This is a genomic window from Candidatus Eisenbacteria bacterium, assembly GCA_018831195.1.
Taxonomy (GTDB): domain Bacteria; phylum Eisenbacteria; class RBG-16-71-46; order CAIMUX01; family JAHJDP01; genus JAHJDP01.
In genome coordinates, this window is record JAHJDP010000012.1 from 91,942 (window position 1) to 116,398 (window position 24,457).

The window sequence follows — 24,457 nt, forward strand, 5'->3', positions numbered from 1 at the left end:
TACAAAGAGACGACGCAAAATCGACTCAGATCAACGCTGCCAACAGGATAATACTTTATCCTTGGGACGTCACCCTTATCTCCAGACCCATCCCTTCTGCGTCGCCCGTACCAGCTCGATACGACACCCGGAATCCATGAAGGCCCTCCGGGTTTCCTGTACCCGATCCTTCGGAGCGGGCCAGAAAAAGAGTGCCGATCCACTGCCTGTCATCCGAACAATGGGATAACCTAGCTCTTCTAAACGATCCCTGTATTCCAAGAGCTTCGGCGCCATTGTTCGAGCGGCCGCTTCAAGGTCATTGTTAAGTAGATCCGCCAATTCCCTGGCATCTCCAGTTACTATCAATTGCTGTACCATCTTTGCACTTAGCGAGTTACGTGTCAAGCTTGGCTCAAAACACCCGTACACCTCACGCGTGGCCAGGTGGATCGGCGAAAGCAACAGCCCACACTCGATATCTATATTGGGGTGAAGGGGTTCCAGAATTTCTCCACGTCCTATGGCCCGGCAGGTCCCCCCTCGCAGGAAAAAAGGAATATCGGAACCGATCTCTGCCGCCAAGGACTCCAATTCCCGCAATTCCAGGGCCAGGCCCCACAGAACCGAACCGGCTGCCAGGGCGCATGCAGCATCGCTACTGCCGCCGCCCAGCCCCGCGCCCGCCGGGATCCCCTTCTTGATCTCCACCTCCATCCCCAAATTATTCCGCCCGACTTCGGTTCGAAGCCTATTCAACGCCTTCCAAACCAGGTTTTCCTCTCCATCCGGAATCCCCGGATCATCGCATACAACCCGAAGATGACCGGTACGGGAGGGTCGGAATTGGAGGGTGTCGGAGAGGTCGACGGTCTGCAGGATCGTGTCGATTTCATGATACCCATCGGGGCGCCGGCCCAGAACCCGGAGCCCCAGATTGATCTTGGCATAGGCTTCGGCGATGCGGGGCTCCAGCGTCTCCGCCGTCTGTTCTCTTCGCGGCGTCATCAGGAAGGGATGAGATAGAGGAAGGTGAGGACGGCGCCGAACCAGAGAATGATATTAATCAACAGCGGGCCGTCGGCCAGCAGCGCCTCGGAGGGGGCGCCTCCCTGCCCCTTTTTGAAAACCAGATAGAGATATCTGAAAATCCCAAAAACGACAAAGGGGACGGTATAGACCAATCGGGAGGTACCCAATCTTGCCTGTGTTTGAGGAGAGACCGTATATATTGTATAACCAAGAATCGTGGCGGCGGTAACAATGGAGATAAATTGATCCAAGAGCGCCGGAGGATATTCGGCCAGGATCGCCCGGTGGGATCCGGCGTTATCGAGGAGGAGGGTGCGTTCATGCCGGCGCTTGGCCACGGCGAGAAAGAGAGCCAGAAAAAAGGTGCAAACCAAAAGCCAAGGAGAGATTTCCGCCGGAGGAGATAAGACCTCAACACCGGCCACGGCGCGTATAACAAACCCGATAGCGATGATCATCACATCAAGCAATACCACTCGTTTCAACTTCCAGGAGTAGAGAAGATTCACAATGAAATAGGCCATGGCCAGAATTCCGAAGGATCGCTGCAGTTTAAAGGCCAATATCAATCCGGTGAAGGCCAAAACCAACGCAAGGACAAGAGCGCCCGTGATGGGGAACCGTCCGGCGGCAAGGGGGCGGTTTTTCTTTTGGGGATGGGCTCGATCCTGCTCGAGATCCGCCAAATCGTTAAAGATATACACGGCTGAAGAGAGCAGGCAGAAGGTGCCGAATCCGGCCAGAGCCCTGAGAAGACTCGCCGTGTGCGTGAATTCTTGGGCGAAGACGACACCGGCAAAGAGGACGACATTCTTGGTCCACTGGCGAACCCTCAGGAGATGTATCAGGGTTTTCATGATTCCGCCAACTCCCCGAGATACTCCCGTAATCCTGCGCGCCATGACGGCGGAGACCAGGAAAAGGTGTGCCTGAAATTGGAGGTGTCGAGGACGCTATAACGCGGCCGCTCTGCAGGCCGATGCGATTCCATCGTATTCAGGGGATGAAGCCGGGTCTCTGCGAGACCGGAAAGCTTGAGGATCTCTTGGGCGAAGTCAAACCAAGTGGTGGCCCCATCTGATGTCAGATGATAAATGCCATAGAGACCCGATCCGAGCAACCGATCAACCCCTTCCGCCACATGAGGGGCATAGGTGGGCGCCAGGATCTGATCAGAAACGACATCCAATCTCTCACCCAACCGAGCCTTCCGAAGAATCGTCTCGGGGAAGCAAGCGCCACCCACACCGAAAAGTCCCGAAATGCGAATGATGACGTGCCGTGCGACGATCCCGGCGACGGCCTCTTCGCCAAACGACTTGCTCCGGCCATAGACATTCAATGGATTCTTGGCATCATGCTCTCTATACGGCTCTTTAGAAGTTCCATCGAAGACATAATCGCTGCTGAAATAGATAAGATCCGCACCATACTTCAACGCCGCGGCGGCCACATTTCTCGCGCCCCAAGCGTTGATCCGGAAGGCCTTCTGCGGATCTGATTCACAAGCGTCAACATGGGTCCAGGCCCCGCAATGAAGGATCGTTTCCGGCCGGATATCACCAGCGACCGCGAAGACCTCTGCGGTCTTTTCGACATCCATCTCTTCACGACCGGTAATCACCACCTCATGGCGGGATTGAAGCCTCTTGATCAGAGCCCTCGCCAACATTCCCTTACCACCGGTGATGAGGATCTTCACAACGCTCGTCTCCCATTCCTATTTTGGGACCTCAACTGCTTTAAACCCTCAATTTCTCCCGCAGCCAGTTCCGGGCCGTCTCCAAAGTCTCTTCCAACTTTTCTGGATCACCCACACCCCCCAGCGCCATCCGGGGTTTCCCGCCGCCCCGCCCCCCCGAAACGGCAGCTGCGGTTCGAATCAGCTCATCGGCGCGCAGATCGATTTCGGAAACCAGATCCTGGGTGACAAAGGCCAGCAGAGGCATCTTGTCCCCGACCCTGGCCACGAGCAAACCGGCGCCGGATCCAAGGGCTTTCACAATATGGTCCCCTTGCTTTCTCAGAAGATCGACCGAAGCCGCCTCAGTCTGGCCCACAACAAACTTCCGGCCTCCGATCGACTCGGCATTCTTAATGAGATCTTCGAGATTGGAACTCGGTCTCTGCTCCAAGGCATTGCGGACATCCTTGCGAAGCTTCGCGATTTCAGCAAAAAGCTGATCCACCTTGGGCGCGATTTCATTTTGTGGAACCTGGAGTGAACGCCGGAGATGACGCATCGTCTCCTGCATCTCACGCCGGACGAGAAAGGCCTGTTCTCCCGTCACGGCCTCAATCCGGCGAATACCGGCGCTGATCGTGCCTTCCTCGAGAAGAATACACTGCCCGATCTCAGCTGTATTCCGCACATGCGTTCCCCCACAGAGTTCCCGGCTGGCCTCGCCGATCTCCACCCGCCGGACCCGGTCTTCATATTTTTCACCGAAGAGGGCCATGACTCCGGCTTCGATCGCCGCATCATAATCCGACCAATGAATATTCACAGGAATGGCCTGGAGGATCCTATCATTGATCCATTGTTCAACCGCGGCCAATGGCTCGGGCTCCACCGGTCCGTAATGGGTAAAGTCAAATCTTAACCGCGCCGGTGACACGAGCGATCCGGCCTGGGTGACATGAGTTCCGAGAACCTCACGCAGCGCGGCGTGAAGCAGATGTGTAGCGGTATGGTTTCGCGCGGTGGATATCCGGTTGGATGCCGAGACGGACGCCCGAACCGGTTTATCATTCCACCCTCCCCTGCTGAGTTTCACGCGATGGAGGATTTCGCCGCTGCGCTTTTGCGTTTCCAGGACTTCTGATTCCAGGCCGTCGTTGAAGAGAATCCCGATATCCCCGACCTGGCCGCCCGATTCGGGATAAAAGGGTGTTTCCTCCAGCACAACCCAATACTCACCCGGTTTGTCCGGCACCGGAGCTATCCGCCGAACCCGTGTTTCAATCTCCAGAGACTCATTTCCAACGAAACGGCTGCTCTCCCCTTTGGAATATTCCGTCCATTCCAAGGACTCTCCATCCGATTTCTGAAACGTAGAAGCACTGCGGGATTTTTCCTTCTGCCGCTCCATTTGCCTTGTGAATCCTTCTTCATCCACTTCCAGACCCTGCTCAGCAGCCATCTCCCGCACCAAATCAAGGGGAAAACCATAGGTGTCGTACAGCAGGAAGGCATCCTTCCCCGCGAGTCTTTTTGATTCCGAATCCCGCACTGTTTGGGCCAAACGCTCGAAGCGGTTCAAGCCGGCCTCCAGGGTTTCGGTGAATCTTTCCTCTTCACCCTTCAACGCCATCGAAACCCGGGGCAGAGCTTCAACTAATTCAGGATAGGCGGGGGACATGACCTCTGTCACCGTTTCAGCCAGCCGGTGGAGGAAAGGTTCCCGCAATCCCATGAGGTGGCCCTGCAGGGCGGCGCGTCTCAAAATTCTACGAAGGACATAGCCCCGTCCTTCATTGCTTGGCATGATCCCTTCGGCAAAAGCAAAGGTCAGGGCCCGGACATGATCGGCGACAATGTTCATCGAAGAGGCATGACCGGCATATGGCTTTTGTACAAACTCTTCCAAACGCCGGATAACCGGCTGGAATAGATCGGTGGCGAAAATCGTCTGCTGGCCTTGCAGAACCATAACAACCCGTTCCAGACCGATGCCGGTGTCGATGCCGCGATTCAGGAGCGGCGCCAGGCTGCCATCGGGCTGTTTATCAAACTGCGGGAAGACGAAATTGCCGATCTCCACCCAGCGATCGCAATCGCACCCCGGTCCGCAATTGGGATTGGAACACTCAAAAGACGGGCCCAGATCGTAGTAAACTTCCGACGAGGGGCCGCAGGGTCCTGTGTCGCCCGCCGGTCCCCAGAAATTATGTTCCTCCCCCAGGCGAAAGATCCAATCCTCCGGCAATCCAATCTCGTCACGCCAAATGGCGAAGGCCTCGTCATCATCATTGAAAACCGAGACGCGCATCCGCTCTTCAGGGATCCCATAAACATTCCGGAAGAGCTCCCAATTCCAGGAGATCGCCTCCCTTTTAAAATAATCTCCGAAAGAGAAGTGGCCCAGCATTTCAAAGAATGTACAATGCCGCGGCGTCCGCCCCACATCTTCCAGGTCGGTTGCCCGGAGGCACTTCTGGACGGAAACGGCGCGCCGGTATTCCGGATTTGCAGTGACCCACATCGATTTAAAGGGAACCATCCCGGCCGATGTGAAAAGCAGCGTCGGATCCCCCTGGGGCAACAATGGCGCGCTTTTACAAAAGCGATGGTCCCGCTCTTTGTAGAATTCCAAAAATATTCTACGGATGTCCGCTGCAGTCATAATCCATTACTCTCTCCGGCTGCGGGTTATTAGGAACCGAAGGATCGGTTTCAATCAAATCCCCCATCTGCCGGCGTTTCGACCTCCGCCATCTCTCCGGCCAAACGGCGGGCCAAAGAGAGCGGATAACCCTTCGTGCGCAACCACCGTATAAGAGAAACCCTCCGGCTCTTCAAATCACCGGAAAGGCTTCTCCACCGGCGCAGCGCTTGAGAACGCGCCATTTCCTCTTCGGGAAACTCGGCCTGGAATTCGCTCAAGACCCTTTGCCGGATCTCCAGAGCCACGCCGCGCGCCGAAAGTTCCCGATCGATCATCCTATATGATTTGGGACGAAGCCGGATCCGATCCCGAACAAAGAACGTTGCGAATCGTTCATCGTTGATCCACCCCCGAGCTTCATAGATGTTGAGCAGATCTTCTATGCGCTCGTTCGCATGTCCCTTTTGTTTGAGACGTCTTTCCAGCTCCTTGCGGCATCTTTCCCGGACTTTGAGAAGTCTCAACGCATCCCGCTCGAGGGCCGCATCCCGCGCCGGGACAGGGGGCTTCACGACTTACCGCGCCCCTTCCGCGAGCCTTTCCCAGACGTTACGATCGCCTCCACCGATTCGGCGGAGAGGCTCTTTGGAGTCGGCAGCTCAGCGGCCTGGCGAACCTCTTTTTCCAGCTTTGCCAGGAGCGCGGGCTGATCGAGAAGGGATTTTCGGGCGTTCTCCCGTCCCTGGCCGAGACGCTCTTCACCATAGGACATCCAGGTTCCCGATCGTGAAACAATGCCGAATTCAATACCCAGATCGAGGAGTTCACCGGTCGTGTTGATCCCTTCATTAAATAGAAGATCGAATTCCGCCGACCGGAAGGGCGCGGCAACCTTATTTTTAACCACCCGGACCCGCACACGGTTTCCGACAGCCTGTTCCTTCTCTTTGATGCTCGCGACCCTGCGGATATCCAACCGAACCGATGAATAGAATTTGAGGGCGTTGCCACCCGACGTCGTTTCAGGATTTCCGAACATGACACCGATCTTCATCCTGATTTGATTAATAAAGATAATGATGCAGTGGCTTTTGCTGATCGAGCCGGTCAGCTTTCGCAGCGCCTGGCTCATCAATCGCGCCTGAAGTCCCACATGAGCGTCACCCATCTCCCCTTCGATTTCCGCCCGGGGGACGAGCGCCGCGACCGAATCGATGGCGATAATATCAACCGCGCCACTTCGCACCAGTTGATCTGCGATTTCAAGAGCCTCCTCACCTGTATCAGGCTGGGAAACATGGAGGTTTTCGATATCCACGCCAAGAAGCCGCGCATAGGAGGGCTGGAGAGCATGTTCGGCATCGATAAAGACGGCATTGCCGCCGAGTTTTTGGGCCTGCGCCAGTATCGAAAGGGTCAGGGTCGTTTTGCCGGAAGATTCGGGTCCGAAGACCTCAATCACCCGTCCCCTCGGAATTCCTCCGACACCGAGCGCGATATCCAAACCGAGGCTTCCGGTGGGGATAACATCCAAGGCCTTCGGAGCCTTATTATCTCCCAGACGCATGATCGACCCCTGACCGAACTGCTTCTCAATCTGAGATACAGCCAATTCAAAAGCTTTGGCTCTTTCATTGGTGTCTGACGCCATCAGTTATTCTCCTTCATCAGGCGGCTCATTCCCGCGGGAGGGAGCCTCCACGAGTGTTGTGTACAGAGGTCCTTGGGGGCGTAGGATGCTACGAAATAACTGCATCGAACGAATCATAAAAGGCCCGGGGGCGGGTGTCAAACCGCCCTGGGAGCCCTCGAGAGCCGCCCCATCCAATTTTTCCCCACGCCGGACCCGGCCCAAAGTTAAATGGGCGCGGAAGGGTTTATCTGGAGGGCCAAATCCAAAATCCCTCAAACGGGCCTGAGTATCATCTATCAGAGGAGTGAGACGATTCTCGAGATCATTCAATCCCACCCATATAACCTGGGCCTTGCGGCTGGATGGAAAGGCTCCAAGCCCGCCCCAGGAGACAGGCACGGCATCCCAAGCGCCGGCCAACCTCTCGATGGCGCGCCGGGCCTGCATCAACCGGCCCTTGTTCAATCCGCCAAAGAAATAGATTGTCAAATGCAGGTTCTCCGGAGCCACCCACTTTACACATCCCCGCCCGAGCTTTTCCATCATCTGAGAGGAAAGTGCTGTCGGATAGGCGAGGTCCTCTTTTGAGAAGGTCAGCGCCAGAAAGCACCGGGTGATCCGCTCTCCCTTATCTTCCATCCCGAGACCTCCCCGGCTCTTCCTCGACGAGTCCTCTCATTAAAACGAGACGAAGCACGTTCAGTGCCGCCACAACCGACCGCTCGATATTTCCAACCCGGTGGCTCCTGAATTGGAACGGGAAAGCCCGGCAATGAGGCCCTTCCGCACATCCGACATAAACTAATCCAACCGGTTTCGCCGGCGTGGCGCCCGACGGGCCGGCGATACCCGTTGTCGAAACGGCGACATCACTCCCGAGTTTCCGGCGGACCCCCTGCGCCATGGCGCAGGCGACTTGGGGGCTGACGGCGCCATGTTCTCGTAGGAGTCCGGGATCAACGCCGAGGAGATCCTCCTTCGCCCGGTTGCTGTAGGCCACGATCGAGCCGAGAAAGTACCGCGAACTTCCAGGCTCACGGGTGATCCAGCTTCCCAGCGTTCCTCCCGTGAGAGACTCCGCGACACCGAGAGTGCGGGATGACGAGGACAGAAGTTTTCCCACAACACCTTCTAATGTGTCGCCATCCTGGCCATAGGCTGCATCGCCCATGACCTCGGCGACACGAGCCGTCACCGCGGCGAGGTTTCGTGAAAGCTCCGGTTCCACACCGCTCAATCCAAGGACGATATCGACGAGACCGGGTTGGCAGAGATAGCCGACCTCAACCTCTGGTGATAGCACCGGGAAAACTCTATTGACCACCTCCGTCTCCGGCAGGCCACAGGTATGAAGGGTCCGCCATCGGCGAAGCCGTTCCCCAGACCACCGCTCCAACAAACGCGTCGCATGCAATCCCCAGATGGCCTCCATCTCAGAGGGAACACCGGGCAGCGCGACCACAAGCGTCCCCCTCTCTTCGAGGGCAAAACCGGGGGCCAGGCCTTTGGGGTTTTCCAGGGCTTCCGCGCCCAGCGGCAGAAGGGCGGATGATTCTTCAGGGAGCCCGCCGGGACCCGATCGATGACGGAGCCGCCTGCGGATATTCTCAGCGGAGGCTTCGTGCAGGGCCAGCCGGCGACGGCATGCGCGGGCTACACCGGATCGGGTTTGGTCATCCGGCGTCGCGCCCAGACCGCCGGTCAGCACGACGAGTTCCGTCCTTCCCAGCCATTCATCCAGTGTATCCCGGATCTCCTCCGGATCATCGCCCACGCTGATCACACGTAGAATTGTGAAACCCTCCCGCGCAAGAAAACGGGTCAAGAAGAGGGCGTTTGTATTAGCATGCGAGCCGTCAAGGAGCTCGGATCCAATGGAGATAAGGCAGGCGTTCATGGTCGGACTCCGGTCATTGTGGTAGTAAGCCGAATGCGTCAAGAAGCCGTAAGACGATCTGAGCGTAGATTCCCGCGATGACATCGTCAGCCATGACGCCCCACCCCTTAGGCAGCGCCTGGATCTGGTAGGCTGGAGGCGGTTTAACAATATCCATGGCACGGAAGAGGAAAAATCCCAAGACCAGCACGACGGGCGACCAGGTAAATCCCCAGATGGTAATGAGAGCGCCGGCGACCTCATCTATGACGATCGGAGAGGCATCCCCGCCCCAGGCCTCTTCCCCCCGGCGGCTGGCCCAGACTCCAACGAGTGTAATAAAAATGATGACGCCCAAAAGAACGACGGGCGAGGGTGTATAACTCCACCCACCCGCCATGCCGAGCAGTAGATAGAGCACCAAGGTCGCGAAGGTCGCGGGTGCGAAAGGGAAAAACCCGGTCCCGAAAAAACTCGCCAACATCAATGAGGGCTTCCGCCATACAGCTCGTTTGTTATGGACTCTATTGAGCTTCACCTATCCCCTCCCTGATCGATCAACGGGGAGTGCTCATCACCGCATCACCCCTAAAGAATTGGAGTATGCCACAACCGCAGGCCGAAGCCGATGAAAAGAGTGAGTTTGGGGATTAGGGAGCGGGGGTGAGTTCGCGCAGCACCATTTTTGTCATCGTCTTGAGCGTTTCCAATACACCCCGGCCCTGATTGGCGACAGCGTGGAAGCAAGGATTCTCGCCGACACCGAGGCTGCGCCTCATGACCTGCTCTGGAGTTTTGGGGTCGAGATCCCTCTTATTCAGCTGAAAAACCTTCGGCATTTTTGTGAGATCCAGCCCCAATTCCACGAGATTCATCTCCAAGTCTTTCAGACTATCCTCATTGGCATGAAGCCGGTTGGGATGCGAATCAGCTACGAAAATGATCCCGTCGACATCGCGAAGCATCACCAGCCGGCTGCGCCGGAAGCGGACCTGGCCGGGAACCGTGTAAAGATGAATCCGGGTCTGAAAACCAGAGCCGGAGCCCAGATTGAGGGGAAGGAAATCAAAGTAGAGGGTCCGATCTTCCTCGGATTTCAAGGCGACCCATTGCCCGCGGAGATGCGGCGGGATGCGGTTATGAAGATGCATCAGGTTTGTGGTCTTGCCTCCAAACCCGGGACCGTAATAAACGATCTTCAGGTGGAGCTGACGCTGATCAAGATGGACTAGAGCCATATCCCCCTCCGGGGGGATGAAAGACAGCCGCCATGTTGTCTAGCCATCGATGCATCTTCCGAGGCGCTTATACAAATGGCAAACCCTTCTGGCTGGATTACTCGAACATCCTCTCGATGTCTTCCGAGATCTGCTCAAACTCTTCCTCCCCAAGCGCCCGCGTCATTGACTCGGCGGGAGGGGTTAAAGCAGCATGCAGCAACGGCTGAATCCGCGGACGTGTTTTGCGGATGGAATGGCGGACAAGACCGAGTGTCGTCGAACGATCGAACAAGACGGCCATCAACATCCCATCGCAAATCTGGGTGATATACACTCCATGACGTTCCCCTTGATGAAAGAGATCGTGAAAGGTCTCCTCACCGAGCAGCCTCGCCAGTTCACGATTCGCCGCGAAATCAGAGGCGCTCAAGCTGACAAAAGAGGTAATATCGAATTGGGGGATGACGGTTCCAACCATTGTCAGCAGCCGCCCCGCCGAATCCATGAGCATAGACGTCAGAGCGCCCGATTTCGTCAGGAACCGCCGCAATTCCGATTGCAGGGAAAGGATCTCCCCCTCTCCCCCATACCACTGCAGGTGAACCATCGGTTCCCCTCCCTTCTCATGGGATCAGATCGGGAAAGAGACTGTGCGACCAACTCAACCGAGTAAGGCGGAATTCAAGTGTAAGTCAAGGGTTTTCTATAGCTCTTTGCGGCCTTCCAGCGATCGCGTCAGCGTGGCTTGATCAAAAAGTTCGAGATCGCTGCCCATCGGAACGCCCCGGGCGATGCGGGTGACCTGGACCGGGTGTCCTTCTAGAAGGGATCGGATCAAGTGGGCTGTGGCTTCCCCCTGCGGAGTGGGGTTGGTCGCCACGACCACCTCTTGGAAACGCTCTTTTCGGACCCTGTCGATGAGGGCTTGAAGACCTATCTCTTCAGGACCCGCCCCATCGAGGGGCGACAAAGAACCCCGTAGAACGTGGTAGAGGCCCTTAAAGGCTCCTGTCCGCTCAAGGACAACGACATCGCCGGGCTGCTCTACAACGCAGAGCAAGGAGAGGTCGCGTTTATCATCCCGGCAAATATAACAAGGCTGAGTTTCAGAGACATTGCCGCAGGTAAGACAGGTTCCGACCTCGTCCCGAACACGAAGGATCGCGTTTGCCAGATCGCGGGCATTCTCATCGGGCACGCGGAGCAGATGAAAACCAAGCCGCTGGGCCGTCTTCACACCAATACCCGGTAGGCGGGCAAGACAGCCGATGAGAGTTTCAAGGTGTTGGGAGCTGTACAACAATGTCTCTTCCTCGAGAGTCTTAGCCGAAGAGGCCCGGCATCGGCAGGCCACCGGTCAGTTTGGACATTTCCTCTTTGAACATCTCTTCGGATTGCCGCTGCGCTTCATTGACGGCGGCGACAATGAGATCCTCCAGCATTTCCACATCCTGCGGATCAACAACTTGCGGGTCGATTTTGAGGGATAGGATTTCATGCCGGCCGTTGGCTTCTACGGTCACCATCCCACCACCGGCTGTCGCCGTGATCCTGCGTTCCGCCAATTCTTCCTTCAGCTCACTCAGTTGCGCCTGCATCTTCTGAGCCTGCTTCATGAGTTTTCCGATATCCATCCTAATAATCCTCCCTCAGCTGTGGCTGCGAACGCTTAGACCGGTCCTTGAATCTCGCCATCCATAAGGCGGGCGATTCGACGAACAGGATCCATTTTCTTTTCGGCTTCCGAGCCCGGGGTCTCCGGGGCGGGCGTCACCCTGCCCTCGACAAATCGACACCGCGTTGCCGGGCCGAAAACATCTTTGATCGCATCCTGTGTCAACCGGCGATGGACGGGAAGTGCCAACTGCTGGGCCATAAAGAGATCCCCCGCCTTCCTTTCAACGATCAATTCCCCATTTTCGAATGATTGGATCCGGCAGGAAGCCAAACATGTCGCCAAAGCCATCTTTTGCGCGCGGACCTGGGAGATCACCCGGCCCCACGGATCGGTCTGTAGATCGCCCTGTGGGTCAGCAGGGACATCGGCCCGGTCATCGGCCCGAACCTCACCCCTGCCGGCGGATGGTGGTTCTTGCCGTGGAGCGGGCTGCGTTTCCCTTACCCGCGGCGGCGCATCGACCTCGCCCAGGGATCCGGCCGGCGGTGCCGGGTTTCGATGGACCGATGAATCTTTCTTCGGCCGCTTGCCGCCGGTGGGTGTCGCATCCGACTCCACCCCACCGAGGAGGTTCAAGATTCGTGCAAGATCCTCCGTTCCCGGCAAAGTAGCACATTCCGCCAAGGCCAGCTCCATGTGAAACCGGGGAAAGGGGGAGCGCCGCATCCGTCCCGCTTCATCCATGAGAATTCTCAGGATTCGAAGAAGATCTTCCGGGGTGAAATGACGGACCTGTTCGCGGTAATGAATCCGCTCATCTTCGGTCGCCTCGAGCAACCCCTCTAATGTCTCATCGGTGGAGACGAAAAGCAGATTACGGACATGCTGGATCAATTCCTCCATGATCTCCTGCAAATTGAGTCCCTGCTGATAAGCGTCGTCCAATTTCGCCAGAACACCCCCGATATTTTTTTCAGAGATCCGCTGCGTCAAATCAAATGTTAAAGATCGGCCGCTGAGGCCGAGAAGAGCCTGAACCATTTTTTCATCGAAGGGGCCCTTCCCCGATGCCGCCACCTGATCCAGCAAGGTCAGGGCGTCCCGGACGCCTCCCTCCGCCCTCCGGGCGATGAGGGTCAGGGCGTCGCGGTCCATTTTAATCTCTTCGGATTGGCAGATCTTCTCGAGGTGTTGCACAATTTGAGCCACGGTCAAACGTCCGAAATCAAAACGCTGGCAGCGGGACATAATTGTCTGAGGAATCTTCAGCGGTTCGGTTGTCGCCAAAATAAAAACGGCGTGGGAAGGCGGCTCCTCTAATGTCTTCAACAAGGCGTTAAAGGCATCCGTCGTGAGCATATGGATCTCATCGATGATCGTGACCTTGGTGCGATAGCGCGACGGGGCGTATCGAACCGTTTCTTTCAATTCCCGGATATCGTCGATCCCGCGATTAGAGGCCCCATCGATTTCAAGAACATCCATGCAAGCACCGCGAGTGATCTCGAGACAGGCATCGCATTTATTGCAGGGCTCCGACGTCGGGCCCTTTTCACAATTCAACGCCTTGGCGAGGATCCGGGCCATCGACGTCTTGCCGACACCCCGAGGGCCGTTAAAGAGGTAGGCATGCCCCGTACGGTTTGTTTCAAGGGCCCGTTTAAGGACAAGGGAAACCGATTTCTGCCCTGCTACATCGGCAAAAGTCTGCGGGCGCCATTTAGAGCCAGAACGACATAGCTCATATTGGTTTTCCTAGTGTCTAAACGAAGGTTTAAACAAGCTGTGAAGTCATCGGCCGTGCACCCCTTCTCGCCCGCCTCTCCAACACCCCCCGTGAGCTGGTGGCTCCGGTCAGGTATAACTACGGCACGCGAGGGTGACCACTTACCGCTGCTACCTCCCGGTCCTGACGGGGTTCATGGGCCATCGCTGCGTAGGACCTGGCCTTCAATGCTCCGTGTCCCACGAGACATGTGAATCAGTCGATCTAAAAGGGGGATTCAACCCCGCATAAGGCGGATTTCGGGCTACAGGGCACCGCCAACTCCCCGTCTAGCACGGCCTAAAATGCTGTCTACACCAAACATGAGGGCGGACCCTCCCCTACGAGTCTCTGTGGAGATGAGCGGATTCGAACCGCCGGCCTCCTCGTTGCGAACGAGGCGCTCTCCCAGCTGAGCTACATCCCCAAAATCTGGCGGAGAGACAGGGATTCGAACCCTGGAAGGGCTTACACCCTTACACGCTCTCCAGGCGTGCTCCTTCGACCACTCGGACATCTCTCCGCAGGAACCGTGTTCAACCCAATCGGAGCCCGCCTGGCAAAGGTTACAACGGACGCCCGCGGGTCTCAAGCCATTACAAACCAGAATCCCTGATGGGGGATTTAAAACCGGCGGAGAGACAGGGATTCGAACCCTGGAGGGGCTCACGCCCCTAACGGTTTTCGAGACCGCCCGATTCAACCACTCTCGCATCTCTCCGCAGCATCTGAAAAAACTCCTGTACAAGGGATTGGGAGGCTTCCACCTCAACACCTCCATGAATCTGAATCCCCTGTGTCAAACCCTCTATTTTTGTTAAATCGGCGCGGCTCCCGCAGGCGCCGAAACGGGGTTCTGGAGCCCCATAGATAATCCCATCGACCCTCGCCAAACCGGCCGCCCCAAGACACATGGGGCATGGCTCTAAAGTCGTATAGAGCCACGCCCCATTAAGCCGCCAATCCCCCACCGTTTGACAAGCCGCTGTAAGGGCCAGCATCTCCGCGTGCGCGGTGGGATCTTTCAAGGCCTCCACCCGGTTGTGCCCGCGGCCGATGATCCGACCATCGCTCACAACAACGGAACCGACCGGCACCTCTTTCTCACCCAGGGCGATCCGCGCTTCATCGATGGCGAGTTTCATCCACCGCTTGATCTCATCGGCCTCCGGGAGATTTGGCATGGGTGAAACCACGGCAAGGTCCTAACGTGACAGAGATCCCAAGCTTGCGATCAATATCCGGACGACTTCCTCCGCTACAAATTCCTGCCGGGGTGGATCGGCTGTGACGGCGCCGGTGTGCGGCGCGACTGATTCTGCGGCTTCCGTTCCGAAACCCTCCGAAAAAACAGCCTGGCCGCCGGGCTCCTTTCTCAAATCCTCATGCACTTCCCAAACCCTGCGGCCATCCTTTGGATCAACAATAGAGAGCGACATGCCGACCCGGGAGAAAGAGGATTGCTCACTCTTCCAATCCGCCTTCTCTCTCTCCCAAGCTGAGATACTGGCATAGAGCAGCCCATCGACATGCAATATCTCGCAAAGCTCTTTTGCCTGATTTGGATCGACCTTCCTATGATCCATCCATACATCCTGGACCTTGGTAAAAAGATCCTCTCTCCCGGCCTTCTGCGCCGTCGTGCGCGCCTGCTGATCATTGACGATGAAAAACCGGTGCTGCTCGGAGGTGAGAAGCGGCACCAAATAGGCATTGACGATATTCTTTGCCTGATCATCCATCACACCGCTGTAGGTCCCGACAAAGACGAGACTCTCGATTTTGCGCTCCGTGAAGGACGGGTCGATGAAAACCTGCGAGGGGCCGCCAACCGTGCTGGCCTGCTGGCATCCCATTGAAGCCAGGATGAGTATGACAAATAAGGCCCGAAGAAACCCCGGGCTCACATTGAAACGGACCACGTGAATTGGACCCTTCTCTATCGCTAACATCTTTTCACTCCTGTCTTTAGTCGGAAAGGTCACGGCCCTCCAGATCCAGCCAAAGACACTGTACGCCCAGGAGGACTTGAACCCCCAACCTTCTGGTCCGTAGCCAGACGCTCTATCCAATTGAGCTATGGGCGCAAAAAACAAACCCCCTCATCGAGGAGATAAATCGCTGCGGAGAGGGGGAGATTCGAACTCCCGGTAGGCTTTCACCTACAACACATTAGCAATGTGCCGCCTTCGGCCACTCGGCCACCTCTCCACGTGGCTGGAATCTATCAAGGCCCCGAGAATGTGTCAAGATTGCACCCACCCGAGTTTAACGGAAACGGGTTTTGACACTCCTCTCTTGCAACAATCGGGCTTATTTCCCGCTCGACACACGCCGGTCCAAAGCCGTCAGGATCCGGCCGCCGCCGATGAGAAGATCGCCCTGGTAGAGCACCGCCGATTGCCCCGGAGAAACTGACTCAGCGGGCTCATTCAACTGTACTTGAAATTCGCCGCTGGGGTTCCATTCAACCGCTTTCACCGCCACCGGGTCATGATGAGCCCGGATCTGCACCTTCAGCTCTTCTCCCGCGAAGTAGGATGAGGGCGCCAGTCGATTGAAGGAATCACCCGCGAGCCCCCAGGCCTGCAGCTCAAGCCGGTCGCCGACCCAGAGCCCATTGGAGAGGGGATCGAGCCGGATGACATAATAGGGACGGCCGGTGGGAGAACTCAGGCCGAGCCCCCTTCTCTGACCCACCGTGTAATGTATAAGGCCCTTGTGCCGGCCGATGATTTCGCCGGCGCCGGTGCGGATCGGCCCGGTCTTGGAAAGGGGCAAATCCCCCCCGCTTCGCTCCCGGATAAAATCGGTATAATGGCCTTCCTTCACAAAACAGATATCCTGGCTCTCCGGTTTTTCCGCCGTCGGAAGCTGCATTTCAGCCGCCAAAAGGCGAACCTCCCCCTTCTCGAGATCCCCCAGCGGGAAAACAAATCTTTCAAGGAGCTCTGATTTCAAACCCCACAACACATAGGATTGATCCTTGAGCCGGTCACGCCCTCGCGCCAGGAGCCACTTGAAGCCCTCCTCCCCCGAGGTCAACAGGATCTTGCGAACATAGTGGCCGGTGGCGACGCCGTGAAACCCGATCTCGTCGACCCATTTCAGCAGCGTGCCGAATTTGACATAACTATTGCAGCGGACACACGGATTGGGGGTCCGCCCCATCGAATACTCGGCGACAAAATCATCGAGAACCGTTTCGCTGAAGCTCTCTTCCATATCCAATACGTAATGTTTCATACCGAGACGGTAAGCGCAGCGCCGCGCCTCCTCGATACTCTCTAGCGAGCAGCAGGTTTTGGGAGAGGATTCGGCATTCCCATAACAGAAAACTTTTAGAGTGGCGCCCATCGTCGGAACACCGGTTTCAGCGAGCAGACCCGCCGCGACGGAGCTGTCGACCCCCCCGCTCATCGCGACAAGGATCCCCTGGTCCCGGCCCCACCCTTTCGGCAAAAACCTCTGCGGATCCTTTGCCAGCCTTCCCGCCATTCCCAATCTCCTCTTCGGCCGGCGGCTTTCCTCCGGCATGGCCCCCTGCGGCATCGCAACACAAAAGGCCTCCCGGGGGAGGCCTTTTGTAAATTTCTCACCCGCTTCTTTTAATTGATTAACCCGCTGACGAGCTGGGGGCTTCCAGTTCCTTCTTTTGCTTCTCTTTATTGGTGATCGTCACGAATTGCTCCATTCGTTCGATCTCACTTGAACATTGCCGGGCACAGAATGATCCATTGACGCATTTTTCAAATTGGGTGATGGCATCCCGGAAAAAACCGACGGCCTCGTCATATCGCTCTGCGGCCTTGGCGTCTTTTGCTTTGGATTCATACACTTTACCGGAGGCGTAGTACAGACACTGATAAGAGGGATCCTGCCGCAAGCCTCTCTCAACGACATTGAGCGCCTTGTCATAGGCTTTCGAATCGTTATACATCAGCGCCAGATTGTAGAAGTTCTCCAGCTTCTCCGGTTCGTGTTCGGTGATATACTCGTACTCTTCCGCCGCCTCCATGGCGAGTCCGGCTTTTTTGAGACAGAGCGCCAGAATCTTGTGCTCGAAGAGGGAACTCGGACTTTCAGGCTCCGCTTCCAATACGGCTCGATAGATCGGGATAGCCTTTTCGGAGAGTTGAACCTGGAAATAGAAATAGCCCAGGATCCTCTGAATGGAAATATCCTCCGGCTGCTTCGCATAGAGCATTTCGTAAAGGTTCATCGCCTCCAGGTAGAGCTTCTTGTCGAGGGCGGTGCGGGCGGCCTGCTGCAACCCGACGATGTCGCTCGGATCGACCGACAGAACCATCTTGGCCATCATCAATGCTTCCGGCCAGGAACCCTGTCTTTCATAAAGATAGGCAAGATTTTTGTATATCCCATGCCGCTCGGGATCCAAATCCAAAATATCCTGATAAAGGCGGATTGATTTCTCCAGATCACCCGAGGCGCCGTAGGTATAGGCCAGCGCCTCTTTAATAGAGAGGTTCCGAGGCTCCACCTCCAAGGCCCTCTGGTAAATATCGATAGCATCCGGATATTTTTTCAGTTGCGTTAGAACGTGTCCGAGATTGAGGTAGGCGTCGATATGATCGGGGCATGTTTCCACCACAAGGGTGAAAAACTCCTCCGCATCCTGATACTTGAGATTCTTCTTGTACTCCATGGCGGTTTGGAAATTCTTCCGGCAGATCTCCTCGGTTGAAAAGACCTCGCTCTGAGCTTCCGCGGCTGTCCACCCCGCGATTGAAAATAGAAGCAGGAAGGTCCATCCCGCTGTCATGAGTTTCATATTGGCAATCCTCAAATGCGCCATCTTTATCACCCCACTGGTCACCCCGAACCAAACATTTCTTGAATTCAAAGTATCAGAGCCCCTTGGGAGGGTCAAGCCGCTCCGGGAGGATCCGAAACAGACGCCGCCGCTCAGTCGCCTCTCTTCATCACATTCCGGAGAACGCGGATATTATCTTGAGCCTGGCGGGCGGCATCTGATTTAGGATCGATCTGCGCCACCTGCCTCCACTCCCTGATCGCCTCTTCATATATACCCGCGTCGGCGAATGCCACTCCCAAATTATAATGGGCCAGCTGACTTTCCGGATCGATACTCAACGCCTTGGTATAGAGGTCCACCGCCTTGGCGAAATTTTCCAAGGAGTAGTAGGCCAAGCCAAGATTGCAGAGAGCCATTACATCATCCGGAGCGTGGGCAACCGCGTATTCCAAATGGAGGATGGCTTCTTCCGCCTTCCCTGTCTCATTCAGCACGACACCCAAGTTTACGCGTGATGGAAGGTGATCGGGATCTCTTCGGATCGCCTCTTCGAAGGCGTACCGGGCCAGATCCCTTTGACCTTCGTCGTAGTAGACATTTCCAAGTTCGTAGAATTTCTGAACACCGACTGTATCGGAACGCATCGCTTCCCAAGCGCTTTTATGCTCCTCGGTCTGCGGGGGCGGGAGATACGATGCATCCAGAACGCTGGGCCGCGGCTCGATGACGGTCATCGGCGGGGTGGAATCGTGAAATTCCGGGGGCTCCGCCTTCACGGGAGGCCGATTTTCCTGCTGGGCCGCCACCCCCCACTGAATGAGAACGATCAGTAAGACAGCTGATCCCAAAACCTGAACCCAACGAAACCTCTGAGACCTTTTCAATCTCCATCCTCCTCAGTTGGCGCGTTCTATCCCGTGTCGCCCCCATTCTGCGACACTCTGCATCGTGTGGCTTCCCAACCGGCATCGCCTTCCATCCTGCCGCAGGATCGATCCCTCTCCGGGCGACCTCATCATCGGCTGTGGAACGTAATCTTTGTCAGTCTGACAGAAGATTCTTGCCCAGGAAAGGGGGCAGACGCCGAAGAGGACCTCCTCTTCGGTCGACGCTGCTAACGCCTTGTTTTTTATAAAGATAGCCAGATGGCAGCCCTCTCCCCGCCCTTACCGAATCATGGTGACTCTCCGGACGATCGTCTTCGGTCCCGACACCCGTGCAAAGTAGATCCCTGAGCCGGCGGGGTGGCCGTTCTCGGTTTTCCCATCCCACAAAATGATCTGCGGATTCTCGAGCACCGGCCCGCGCCATAACGATCGAATCTTCCGCCCGGCCGTATCATAAATCGTCACCGTCACTGGGAGACCCGGCGGAGCCTGAAGCCGGAAGGTTGTGGCGCCCGCACAGGGATTGGGCGCCGGCTTTGAAAAATCGAGAAGAACTCGTCCCGGATTGAGATCAACTGCTCCCAGAATCTGCTCCGAGCCATCGGGAAGAATCATAACGAGGGCATACAGCAGGGCGACGTCGCGAGGTGGATCCGGATCGATAAAAGTACAGGTTGTGCAGACCGGAAGGGAGACGGATGTGAGCCGTGCCGGTTCGCCCTCGGGCCACTCACGGCGGTCGATATGGAGGGCCGGCGGATCGATATCATGCGCGATGAACCAGGTGAGTTGGACCCGCTTATCGACCCACTCTGCGTCGAGCCCCCACATGAGGAGCGGAACGGCGTCGCAACCGATCCCATAAGCCCCGATCGTATCGGGCCATCCTATGGCATTGTTAAAGGGGAGCGCGGGGCTCCCGGGACCGATACGGTAATCGCCGTTCTGGAAATCGCAAAAGAGAGGATCGGCGACAAGATTGGAGTCGGCCCAGTTGGGGAAATTATTCCTGATATCTGAAGAGACCCCGGATCGATAAAGGATATTCCCGGCGAAATCCGGTTCAATGGATTTGCTTTCTGTTATTTCAGCGGGATCTCCGCCGGAAGGCCTAATAGGCGGTCGTGACTGTATGTGGTGCTGGGTTTCGAGGAGCGTCGGCAGTGGGACACCTTCCCCCACATAGATCCCAACAAAGATATTCCCGGTCCAATGGATTGCCTGGTGAGGGTATTGCCAAATGTAACCCTCGCCGCCCAGGCTGATGAACGAATTGCGCTCGACGAGATCCCCTTCAGAAAACTCGCTTTCCGGGTAGCTGCTGTCAAAAAGATTCTTCAGGATCGTGCACTGGCCGCTGGTTCCCAGATCACCCGGCAAACCGGAATTGTTACTGAAGAGATTTCCCCGGATAAAGGACCCGGCGCGTGCGGACAGCCCGCCGATCCCGCCGAAATTCCAGCAATCATCATAGGGATCTACATTACTATAACTATGATTATTCCGAATTTTATTGCCGGTCACCTCGGAGCTCACGGCATAGATACCGCCTCCATTGGGCGAACCGTTATTCTGAATCAGGTTGCGCTCCAGCCCGGCATCGGAGCAGCAAACGCCACCGCCGCTGCCATGGTACGAATCGCAGGGATTCGTCGGCCAATGGCCGGGACTGATCTCAACGGAATGATTATTTTGTATAATATTGCCGATCACGCGGGAATGATTGTCGGCATAAATCCCGCCGCCACAGGGTGAATAAGATGAGGAATCACCCTCGGCCAGGTTGTTTTCTATGATACATCCTTGTACGAGCGCTGGGGCGTCACAACGGAGTCCTGCGCCGATCCGCTGCCGCCCACCGGTTAGAGTGAAACCGCCCAGTTCCGCAAAGGTGCCGCATTCTTCCTGAATCGTCACCACCCGCTGATTGAGACCTGCCGCCGTGATCGTCGTCACCTCAGGTCCGTCGGTGCTGAGAAGACGGATTGATTTCCCTTGAAAGCTTATACTTTCATTGTACTCGCCCGGTCCGACCAAAATTTTGACGCCATCCAGGGCGCCGTCAATGGCGGCCTGAATCGTCGGATACTCTTCCGGGACGCGTAGGATACTATAACCAAGAAGTGTAAAAGCCTCCTCCAACACCAGCAGATCACCGTTGGGATTCTGCACCTCCATGTTATATTTCCCGATGATCGCATCCGACAGATCAAAGAGGGCATGGATCGAATCGGGTTGCCAAATCGTCTGCTCGATGCCTGCATAGGATTCCCCTGTCGCAACGCACCGAAGAGAGGCCTGGCCATTCAGCAGGATCGGGTATCCTCGGATGCCGACCCGGACCGAATCAAAGGCGCGGCCGTTATCGGGTGTGATCGATGACAACGCCCCGGAAAGAACCCGCAGGCTTGATTTAAGCCTCTGTACGTCACCATTCTGATGGGTGGCTTCAAGATCATAGACGCCGGCCGGGGCGGCATAAAAGGGAGAGGGAATCTTGGCGCTGCGGCCGTCTGCACTGACAATAGGCTCCACGGGAAAATCAAGCGCATCGTGTTCGCTGGTGAAATGCCAATCCTGAATGGTCCCCAGCTCCCAACCGCTGATTGTGAGCGTATCCCGCCCCAGATAGTCCACCTCTCTCGGACTCACCCCGCTGACGACGGGATCATCACAACCGATCGAAACTCCGGCGATCGTGTCGCAATCGTCACCCATACCGGCCGTTCTATTTTCGGCGAGAAGCGGGCTCAGGGCATGCACGGAAAAATCACGCAACGTCATATCACAGAAAAGCGGATCCTCCTGAAAATTGCCATAGCTCGTGCGAATATGGGTCATCCCCTCACCGTAAGCGCCGGTATTCCAGAAATCATTGCAAGAGACTCTGCGCTCATCACTATCTCGAGCCGCGATCAGTGTATCGGCGCAGTAAAAGAGGTTATGGTTGATCGTTTGCCACACCGGATCCTTCACCCTTACCGAACGGGTGAAGATATTATCCACCAGTCCAATGCGGGGCGCGTTTTGCGCCTGAAGATCCGCCGGGGCGTTAAGGGTAAAACGGCACCTCATCACCGCATAGTAGGCGGCATCATCGACGTCGACCGCTGAACCCGAGGGGCTTTCCGCCTGATTCCCATGAAAGCGGCATCGCTGCAGAATCAGTGAATCCGCGCCGCTGGCATAGATCGCACCGCCGCACACGGAATCATCCCGAAGGGTTGACCTGTTTTGGAGAAAGGTGCAATCAGAGACAATGAGCGACACCCCTTCGGCGTACAACCCTCCTCCCCTTTCCGCTTCACCGCCTGTTATTGTTAAACCAGAAAGGAAGCAGGGCCGGGGCGCCGCCGGCGGAATCGTGATCACCGGGCGATGCCATCCCGCTCCAGTGATAATGGTTTCATCGGACCCCTGTGTTCCCTCCAACTCCAGGAACTTCCCCCCAAAATCAAGCGCTTCATAATAGGTGCCCGGCTCGATTTCAATCTTGACCCCGCTCACGGCGATATCGATCGCTCCCTGGATCGTCCCGGCATCCCCGGGCACGGTGAGCACCCGGCCGGCGGGGATCGTGAAGGCCTCCTCCATGAATAAATGATCCTGATTGGGATTTTCGATGTGGAGATTATATACCCCCAAAGAGGCCTGGGTCAGATCGAAGATCGCTTCGATGGAGTCGGGTTCCAGAACGCACATTTCAAAGGGTCTGAGAAGTTCACCGGTAAGGCGGCTTTCCAGCCACAGATCCAGACCGAGCAGAAAGGAACGGCCATGTATCGTGACCGGCACATGATTCAGAATCCAATCGGTGTCATAAACGACAGACGTAATGTTGCCTTGCACAACCTCAATCGAGTTCTCAAGTCTCAGCATCTCGCCTTCGAGCGTGGCGGCCTCTAATGTATAGATGGCGGGTTCCCGCCCATAGAATGGAGAGGGAAAGATCGCGGCACGCCCCGCTGGAAGCACGAGGGGATCAATCGGAATGGAATCGAATCCGGCGCTCGTAAGGGTCCAAGAGTCCAATTCATCAAGACGGTAACCCGCCACCGTGAGCTCTTCACGACCGGAATAGGTCAGGCGGGATGGAGTTATCGAAATGAGAACCACGGTGGTGCAGCCGGCTTCAAAATTGCCGATGGCTGAACAATCACAGCCCCGCGGATGATTCCCCGGCAGCAAGGGACTCAGAACATGAGCCGTGGGGGAGGCGAAGATCGGAACGCAGAGATGGGGATCTTCGCGAACCGTGCAGGAATCAAAGAATGCCGTTTCCATGCCGGCGCCGGATACGGATGTTTGCCAAAAGGCATTGCAGAAGACGCGGTGGTCCAGGGGTGTATGCTGCGCCTCAAGGGTTCCGGCATCGTAAAAGAGATTGCTTTCGATGATTTGATGCCGAGGCGTCCCGATCACGACATCATTGGTAAAGAGGTTGCCGATCAGAACAACCGTTACCGTCCCGCTGGTCGAAAGATCCAAGGGGTCATTTCGCAGAAATCTGCAGCGTTCCAAATGGAATTGTTCACCACCATCGAGATGAACCGTCGCGGCCTCTCCTGACACCCAAGACCGGTTATCCAGAAACTGGCAATCCTCGATTCGGAGATCCGGCGATTGCTGCGCATAAACGGCGTTGCCTTTGCCGGGACCATTGCCATAAAAGGCGCGATTATGGGAAAAAACACAGTTCTTTATAATGAGGGGAGCCTGATCTACCCGAATCGCACCCCCTCTTGCGGACTTCCCGTAGGCCAGCGTGAATCCATTGATCTCCGATGCGAGGGTATTGTCGATGACGGTGATGAGGGTTGCTTCATCCGCGCCATATAGAATCGTCGTCCCCGCCCCTTCGCGGCCGAGAAGGGTGACGCCGCCGGGCAGGTCCGGGAATTGCTGGTAAGATCCCGGCCCCACGCTCACCGTATCGCCCGGCATGACAAGATTGAGGGCCCTCTGCAGGTTGGACTCGTCTTCCGGAACACGGATCGTTGCCGGGAGAACAGCTTCGGAAAGAACGGCCGACAACAGCATAACCATGGCGAGGAGCGGGCAGGGCTCCCGCATCGGCCGGCAGCCATCTCTTCTCATCATCCTCACGGGCTCCATGGCTGAGCTCTCCGATAAGCAGTCTGCCAAGAGGATAAGGGGTGGGGGGATAAAAGGCAAGGAGAGCGGGACCGGGAGGGATCCGATAAAAAGAATTGGAGTCCATAACCATATATATTTCCATCAATTGCAGCTACTCTTCTACATCGTATTAGCATCACTCATTTTAAATCCATTGACAGTAGGTGTCCATATTTGTTAATATAGTAAATGATAGTTTACATTCT

At 56.3% G+C, this 24,457-nt stretch carries 19 protein-coding genes, 5 tRNA genes, 1 other RNA gene and 1 pseudogene; all 26 read right to left on the minus strand.

Annotation, left to right across the window (positions count from 1 at the left end):
* Positions 1-75 precede the first annotated feature (75 nt).
* Positions 76-987 carry a 4-(cytidine 5'-diphospho)-2-C-methyl-D-erythritol kinase gene (ispE, locus tag KJ970_01860; GenBank protein MBU2689648.1) on the minus strand — a complete coding sequence of 304 codons (912 nt, stop codon included), beginning with the start codon at positions 985-987 and terminating at the stop codon, positions 76-78.
* On the minus strand, positions 987-1,913 hold the full coding sequence (locus KJ970_01865) for a decaprenyl-phosphate phosphoribosyltransferase (GenBank protein MBU2689649.1): 927 nt from the start codon (positions 1,911-1,913) through the stop codon (positions 987-989). Before KJ970_01865 ends, ispE begins: the two co-directional genes overlap by 1 nt.
* Positions 1,865-2,713, minus strand: coding sequence for a dTDP-4-dehydrorhamnose reductase (rfbD, locus tag KJ970_01870; protein ID MBU2689650.1), 849 nt, complete (start codon positions 2,711-2,713; stop codon positions 1,865-1,867). Before rfbD ends, KJ970_01865 begins: the two co-directional genes overlap by 49 nt.
* A gap of 40 nt (positions 2,714-2,753) precedes the next feature.
* Entirely contained in the window at positions 2,754-5,357 is a 2,604-nt protein-coding gene (alaS, locus tag KJ970_01875) for an alanine--tRNA ligase (GenBank protein ID MBU2689651.1), read from the minus strand.
* A gap of 50 nt (positions 5,358-5,407) precedes the next feature.
* Positions 5,408-5,911 (minus strand): recombination regulator RecX, encoded by a 504-nt coding sequence (locus KJ970_01880; GenBank protein ID MBU2689652.1) that lies wholly within the window; start codon positions 5,909-5,911, stop codon positions 5,408-5,410.
* A complete protein-coding gene (gene recA, locus KJ970_01885; protein MBU2689653.1) occupies positions 5,908-6,990 on the minus strand; it encodes a recombinase RecA in 1,083 nt (360 codons plus the stop codon). Before recA ends, KJ970_01880 begins: the two co-directional genes overlap by 4 nt.
* 3 nt (positions 6,991-6,993) lie before the next feature.
* Entirely contained in the window at positions 6,994-7,611 is a 618-nt protein-coding gene (thpR, locus tag KJ970_01890) for an RNA 2',3'-cyclic phosphodiesterase (protein ID MBU2689654.1), read from the minus strand.
* On the minus strand, positions 7,601-8,869 hold the full coding sequence (locus KJ970_01895; protein ID MBU2689655.1) for a CinA family nicotinamide mononucleotide deamidase-related protein: 1,269 nt from the start codon (positions 8,867-8,869) through the stop codon (positions 7,601-7,603). Before KJ970_01895 ends, thpR begins: the two co-directional genes overlap by 11 nt.
* 13 nt (positions 8,870-8,882) lie before the next feature.
* Entirely contained in the window at positions 8,883-9,386 is a 504-nt protein-coding gene (locus KJ970_01900; GenBank protein ID MBU2689656.1) for a phosphatidylglycerophosphatase A, read from the minus strand.
* Between the two features lie 112 nt (positions 9,387-9,498).
* A complete protein-coding gene (locus KJ970_01905) occupies positions 9,499-10,086 on the minus strand; it encodes a gliding-motility protein MglA (protein MBU2689657.1) in 588 nt (195 codons plus the stop codon).
* A gap of 97 nt (positions 10,087-10,183) precedes the next feature.
* Positions 10,184-10,675: a roadblock/LC7 domain-containing protein gene (locus KJ970_01910; protein MBU2689658.1), complete on the minus strand. Its 492-nt coding sequence runs from the start codon at positions 10,673-10,675 to the stop codon at positions 10,184-10,186.
* 96 nt (positions 10,676-10,771) lie between these two features.
* Positions 10,772-11,368, minus strand: coding sequence for a recombination mediator RecR (gene recR, locus KJ970_01915; protein MBU2689659.1), 597 nt, complete (start codon positions 11,366-11,368; stop codon positions 10,772-10,774).
* Positions 11,369-11,390: 22 nt separating this feature from the next.
* On the minus strand, positions 11,391-11,702 hold the full coding sequence (locus KJ970_01920; GenBank protein ID MBU2689660.1) for a YbaB/EbfC family nucleoid-associated protein: 312 nt from the start codon (positions 11,700-11,702) through the stop codon (positions 11,391-11,393).
* 35 nt (positions 11,703-11,737) lie between these two features.
* Positions 11,738-13,411: pseudogene (gene dnaX, locus KJ970_01925) on the minus strand (DNA polymerase III subunit gamma/tau).
* A gap of 73 nt (positions 13,412-13,484) precedes the next feature.
* Positions 13,485-13,750, minus strand: an RNA gene (gene ffs, locus KJ970_01930) — signal recognition particle sRNA large type.
* A 55-nt stretch (positions 13,751-13,805) separates the two neighbouring features.
* Positions 13,806-13,878, minus strand: a tRNA-Ala gene (locus tag KJ970_01935).
* Between the two features lie 6 nt (positions 13,879-13,884).
* Positions 13,885-13,974: transfer RNA gene (locus KJ970_01940), tRNA-Ser, on the minus strand.
* Between the two features lie 111 nt (positions 13,975-14,085).
* Positions 14,086-14,172 (minus strand) — tRNA-Ser (locus KJ970_01945).
* Entirely contained in the window at positions 14,126-14,635 is a 510-nt protein-coding gene (locus tag KJ970_01950) for a nucleoside deaminase (protein ID MBU2689661.1), read from the minus strand. The genes KJ970_01945 and KJ970_01950 overlap by 47 nt, the downstream gene beginning before the upstream one ends.
* Positions 14,636-14,656: 21 nt before the next feature.
* Entirely contained in the window at positions 14,657-15,403 is a 747-nt protein-coding gene (locus KJ970_01955; GenBank protein ID MBU2689662.1) for a hypothetical protein, read from the minus strand.
* A gap of 61 nt (positions 15,404-15,464) precedes the next feature.
* A tRNA-Arg gene (locus KJ970_01960) sits at positions 15,465-15,538 on the minus strand.
* Between the two features lie 37 nt (positions 15,539-15,575).
* A tRNA-Ser gene (locus KJ970_01965) sits at positions 15,576-15,662 on the minus strand.
* A gap of 102 nt (positions 15,663-15,764) precedes the next feature.
* Entirely contained in the window at positions 15,765-16,949 is a 1,185-nt protein-coding gene (gene mnmA, locus KJ970_01970; protein MBU2689663.1) for a tRNA 2-thiouridine(34) synthase MnmA, read from the minus strand.
* A 118-nt stretch (positions 16,950-17,067) separates the two neighbouring features.
* Positions 17,068-18,243 (minus strand): tetratricopeptide repeat protein, encoded by a 1,176-nt coding sequence (locus KJ970_01975; protein MBU2689664.1) that lies wholly within the window; start codon positions 18,241-18,243, stop codon positions 17,068-17,070.
* A gap of 134 nt (positions 18,244-18,377) precedes the next feature.
* On the minus strand, positions 18,378-19,112 hold the full coding sequence (locus KJ970_01980; protein ID MBU2689665.1) for a tetratricopeptide repeat protein: 735 nt from the start codon (positions 19,110-19,112) through the stop codon (positions 18,378-18,380).
* Between the two features lie 282 nt (positions 19,113-19,394).
* Positions 19,395-24,215 carry a hypothetical protein gene (locus tag KJ970_01985; protein ID MBU2689666.1) on the minus strand — a complete coding sequence of 1,607 codons (4,821 nt, stop codon included), beginning with the start codon at positions 24,213-24,215 and terminating at the stop codon, positions 19,395-19,397.
* Between the last annotated feature and the right edge of the window lie 242 nt (positions 24,216-24,457).

Bases quoted from the DNA above. Each gene is read 5' to 3' on its own strand.
- ispE (MBU2689648.1), bottom strand. From the start codon at position 987: ATGACGCCGCGAAGAGAACAGACGGCGGAGACGCTGGAGCCCCGCATC.
- KJ970_01865 (MBU2689649.1), bottom strand. From the start codon at position 1,913: ATGGCGCGCAGGATTACGGGAGTATCTCGGGGAGTTGGCGGAATCATG.
- alaS (MBU2689651.1), bottom strand. From the start codon at position 5,357: ATGACTGCAGCGGACATCCGTAGAATATTTTTGGAATTCTACAAAGAG.
- recA (MBU2689653.1), bottom strand. From the start codon at position 6,990: ATGGCGTCAGACACCAATGAAAGAGCCAAAGCTTTTGAATTGGCTGTA.
- thpR (MBU2689654.1), bottom strand. From the start codon at position 7,611: ATGGAAGATAAGGGAGAGCGGATCACCCGGTGCTTTCTGGCGCTGACC.
- KJ970_01895 (MBU2689655.1), bottom strand. From the start codon at position 8,869: ATGAACGCCTGCCTTATCTCCATTGGATCCGAGCTCCTTGACGGCTCG.
- KJ970_01905 (MBU2689657.1), bottom strand. From the start codon at position 10,086: ATGGCTCTAGTCCATCTTGATCAGCGTCAGCTCCACCTGAAGATCGTT.
- KJ970_01910 (MBU2689658.1), bottom strand. From the start codon at position 10,675: ATGGTTCACCTGCAGTGGTATGGGGGAGAGGGGGAGATCCTTTCCCTG.
- KJ970_01920 (MBU2689660.1), bottom strand. From the start codon at position 11,702: ATGGATATCGGAAAACTCATGAAGCAGGCTCAGAAGATGCAGGCGCAA.
- KJ970_01950 (MBU2689661.1), bottom strand. From the start codon at position 14,635: ATGCCAAATCTCCCGGAGGCCGATGAGATCAAGCGGTGGATGAAACTC.
- KJ970_01955 (MBU2689662.1), bottom strand. From the start codon at position 15,403: ATGTTAGCGATAGAGAAGGGTCCAATTCACGTGGTCCGTTTCAATGTG.
- mnmA (MBU2689663.1), bottom strand. From the start codon at position 16,949: ATGGCGGGAAGGCTGGCAAAGGATCCGCAGAGGTTTTTGCCGAAAGGG.
- KJ970_01975 (MBU2689664.1), bottom strand. From the start codon at position 18,243: ATGAAACTCATGACAGCGGGATGGACCTTCCTGCTTCTATTTTCAATC.
- KJ970_01985 (MBU2689666.1), bottom strand. From the start codon at position 24,215: ATGATGAGAAGAGATGGCTGCCGGCCGATGCGGGAGCCCTGCCCGCTC.